Below are 3566 nucleotides of genomic sequence, written 5' to 3' on the forward strand. Positions count from 1 at the left end.
CGCCCTCTCCCTGCGCCGGGGCGGTGGTGGAGGCGGCTGCCTCAAGCAGGCCACCATGTTCCTCTACGCGCTGCGCACGGGCTTTGGCGACGACGGCTCCTCGAGCCAGGAGATCGGCACCTCCAGCGACGGCTCCGACTGCCCCCTCGGCACCCTCTTCAACGCCTACTACCAGCCGGCGGGCAGCAACACCGTGGTCCTGCTCTACGCGCAGCCCCAGGGCATCCCGCGGATCCAACTCCCCGACCAACCCGCCGGCGCGGGCCACGGCCAGTACTGGTTTACCGCCGTGGACCCGGCCACGATGCAGGAATTCGACCAGAGCCCGGTGATCATCGACGACGCCCGCAACACGACCCGGAACCAGAACCCCGCCTCGGCCCCCGCCTCCCGCAACCTCCAGTACGTCCACCGCGACCACCTCGGCAGCACCCGCCTGATGACCGACGAGAACGGTGTTGAGATCGGCCGCTGGAAGTACTTCCCGTTCGGGATGGAGGCGACGGTGGAGGAGAGCGGGGATCAGCGGATGAAGTTTACGGGGCATGAGAGGGATGGGGAGGTTGAGCTGGACTACATGTTGATGAGGTCGTGCTCGTATGGTGCCGGGAGGTTCCTCTCGCCAGATCCGTCGATGGAAAGCGTTCTGTTCAGGATTCCAGCTACTTGGAACAGATACTCGTATGTGCGAAGCAACCCGATTGCAAGGGTAGATCCGGACGGAATGAAGGACAGGCGAGACGATCAGGATAAGGCTATCCTGGAGGATCCTGAGGTTAAGGCGGCAGTACGAGAGGCGTGGGTGGAATCGAATCCTGACGGGAATAGTGGCGACGATATGCAAGAAGTTGGCTTTGTGGTAACCCAGCCTGTTCCCGGCGATTATAGGGCTACGGACCTAGTAACTGATGGAAAGCCGACGTCAGTGGCGTTGCCGGAGCCTGATTCGGATGGGAACCTGGAAGGCGAGCCTGTGGCGGCGACAGTTCATACGCATCCGGCTGAGGGTGAGTTCGTGACCAATACGGGTACCGGGAACTCCGAGCGCGGTAGGGAAGGGATGAGCAGAGCGGACACTCGAAATGTCGATGAGACGGGAGTTGCAGGCTATGTAGTCGGTCGGCGAGCTCTTTACAGGTATCGCCCCGGGGACAGGCGCCCCAAGCGCGTGTTGACCGGAAAGGACCTCAGGAAGTACCTTGGGAAAACCAAATGACCAGTCGATTTGGTTTTCTGAGAAAGGGTATGGATTGCAGCATTGTTGGCTTTCTGGCAATTCTCTTGGCAGTCAACACTAGTGCAAGGACGCCAGCACCGAGCGATGACGTCTGTGGTTTGCGTGTTCTCATCCCTGGGTTGGAGGGAGGCGGAGCGATAAGATCCAGTATATTGAGGCCTGTGATAAGAATGTCGCCTGACCTTGAATGCTCTCAGTTTCTCGGCTGGAACGGGGGGATTGGCCTTGAAAAGTGGAACGACACGGCTAAACGATTTGAGACTAGAGCGAAATCTGGGGAATACCTGGGGGCGGATCGATATCAGGGAAAGCATGTTGATCTTTGCAGGCCTGGGCGTTTGTATGCATTACGCTGGGAGAGTGTAGGGGTCGCGATCGATAGCAGGCGCTTGAAGATACCCGTTGGGAAGTATCGTTTGGTTTTGACAGTCTGGTGTGAGAAACAGCATGAGATCGGATGGCATGACGTCTACTCCCCAGCGTTCGAGATCCAAGAGGAAATAATATTCCTTGAGTGGAGATGACAAACGCACTGCAACCGCGTAGCGTGATGGTGGCGGTGGCGTTCGGGGCGTATGATTGGTACGTTCCTACTCCCTGGAAGCGACTTCGCGAAACGGACCTGAGCGGATTGGCATGGAGTCCGGCAGCACTATGGCAGTAAGTGGTGACGCTGGAGTTGCGGACGATCAGTGAAGTTGCCACGGGGCGGTGCGGACTGCGCGCCCGATGCGTAAGCGGTTGGAAATCGGCGTTCTTGCGAAATGAGCGCCGGTGGTGTACCCGGTCAATCGGCGGTTCGGCTGGTGTGCCTCTCGAGCGGTGTGAGCAGCGGATCTTCGCCGAAGCGCTCCTTCCACAGCCGCGGCGTCAGCAGCGCCACCTCGGACGCCGGATGGCTGTCCACGCGCTGCAGCACGTCCACGAGATAGCGATACGGCGATAGCCCCTGCAGCCGGCAGGTCTGCAGAAGACTCTGGAAGACCCCCACGTACTCCGCACCCAGCTCGGTCCAGCAGAAAAGCCAATTCTTACGCCCTACCGCGATCGGGCGGATCTGTCGTTCCAGGTGGTTTGTATCCGCCGGCACGCCCGGATGCTCGAGGAAGACCTTCAGCTCCTTCCGCCGCGACAGCGCGTAGTGCGCCGCCTTGGTGAAGGGGTTCGTTGGCAAAAGGACACGGCTCTCCAACTCGCGTTCCCGCCACTCGAAGAATTCTTCCACCACCGGGCGGCAAAGCTTCGCGCGCCGCGCCGGCAGCTTCGAGCCCTCCAGGCTCTCGCGGCGGAGTTCTCCCTCGCGCGCGTACAGCTCACCGATCAAGTCCACCGCCCGCGCCGTCAGCTTCGGTTCCACCTCTTCGGCCTTCAGAAACTGTCGCCGGGTATGAGACCAGCACTGCGCTGATCTCACCTGCTCCATCTGCTGGGCGGCTCGTACGCCGGATAGCCGTCCGTCAGCAGCACGCCCGCGTAGGAGCCCAACAGCTTGTGGACCACGCCGTGCGCACGCGTCGGCATGAAGGGGAAGATCACCTCCTGCCGGTCGCCATAGATCGGCCAGAAATAGCCCGTCTTCATTCGACCCCGACCCTTGCGACCCGCACGAATCGGTGTCTCGTCCATTGCGATCACGGAACTTTGCAGGATCGATTGCCGCTGGGCCTCGCAGATCGGCTGCAGCAGATCTGCCGTTCGGTGCACCGCCTCGGTCAGCGTCGAGCGCGCGAGCCGAATCCCTGCTGGCTTCATCCGTTGATGCTGCCGGTATAGCGGCAGGTGGTAGACCAGCTTGTCGATCACCAGGCCCGCCAGCAGGCTCACGTCGGCCATGCTCTTGCCCAGCCCCGACGCCGCCGCCGGAGGATAACTCAAATGCCCGTCCTTCCGCTTGACCACGGTACGCACGTACTTCCGCACCACGTAGGACGCCGGCTGCTGCGCCAGCTTGTAAGTCACTTTCTCGCCGATGATTTTCGCACCCTCGAGCTGAGCATCCGGATTCTCCAGACGAATCTCTTCCACCGGCACCGAATCGTCGAAACGAAAGCCACTGTCCGCTTCATCGTCGTCCTGACGCCGGGCTTGCTTGCGCGTATGCTCTCCGATCGTCAACGCAGTCTCGGGATCGGACGGCGCCCCGGATCGGATTGCGTCACCCAGGCTCGCCTGGCCTGGATCAGGCTCGATCAGGCGCTTCTCGGACTTGCGGCCGAAAAGCTCTCGACGCAACCACGAAATTGTTGCTCCAGCTCTTGGACGCGGATGATGAGAGCCACGATTGCGTCGCGGCCCGGGGAAGCTGCCTGCTCCTCGAAAGTCATGCCGT

General features: G+C 61.2%; 3 protein-coding genes. 1 reads left to right on the plus strand and 2 read right to left on the minus strand.

Going from position 1 to position 3566, the window contains the following annotated elements; all coding sequences use genetic code 11:
- Positions 1–1216, plus strand: a 1216-nt coding sequence (locus tag Q9Q40_14215) for an RHS repeat-associated core domain-containing protein (GenBank protein MDQ7008372.1), incomplete at its 5' end; no start/stop codon positions are given.
- An 808-nt stretch (positions 1217–2024) separates the two neighbouring features.
- Here the strand turns inward: Q9Q40_14215 and Q9Q40_14220 are convergent.
- Positions 2025–2660, minus strand: coding sequence for a transposase (locus tag Q9Q40_14220; protein ID MDQ7008373.1), 636 nt, complete (start codon positions 2658–2660; stop codon positions 2025–2027).
- The gene (locus Q9Q40_14225; GenBank protein MDQ7008374.1) at positions 2648–3469 is read right to left on the minus strand and encodes a transposase; all 822 of its coding nucleotides are present in this window, start codon (positions 3467–3469) and stop codon (positions 2648–2650) included. The genes Q9Q40_14220 and Q9Q40_14225 overlap by 13 nt, the downstream gene beginning before the upstream one ends.
- Between the last annotated feature and the right edge of the window lie 97 nt (positions 3470–3566).

Source organism: Acidobacteriota bacterium (assembly GCA_030949985.1).
In the GTDB taxonomy this organism is placed as follows: domain Bacteria; phylum Acidobacteriota; class Polarisedimenticolia; order J045; family J045; genus JALTMS01.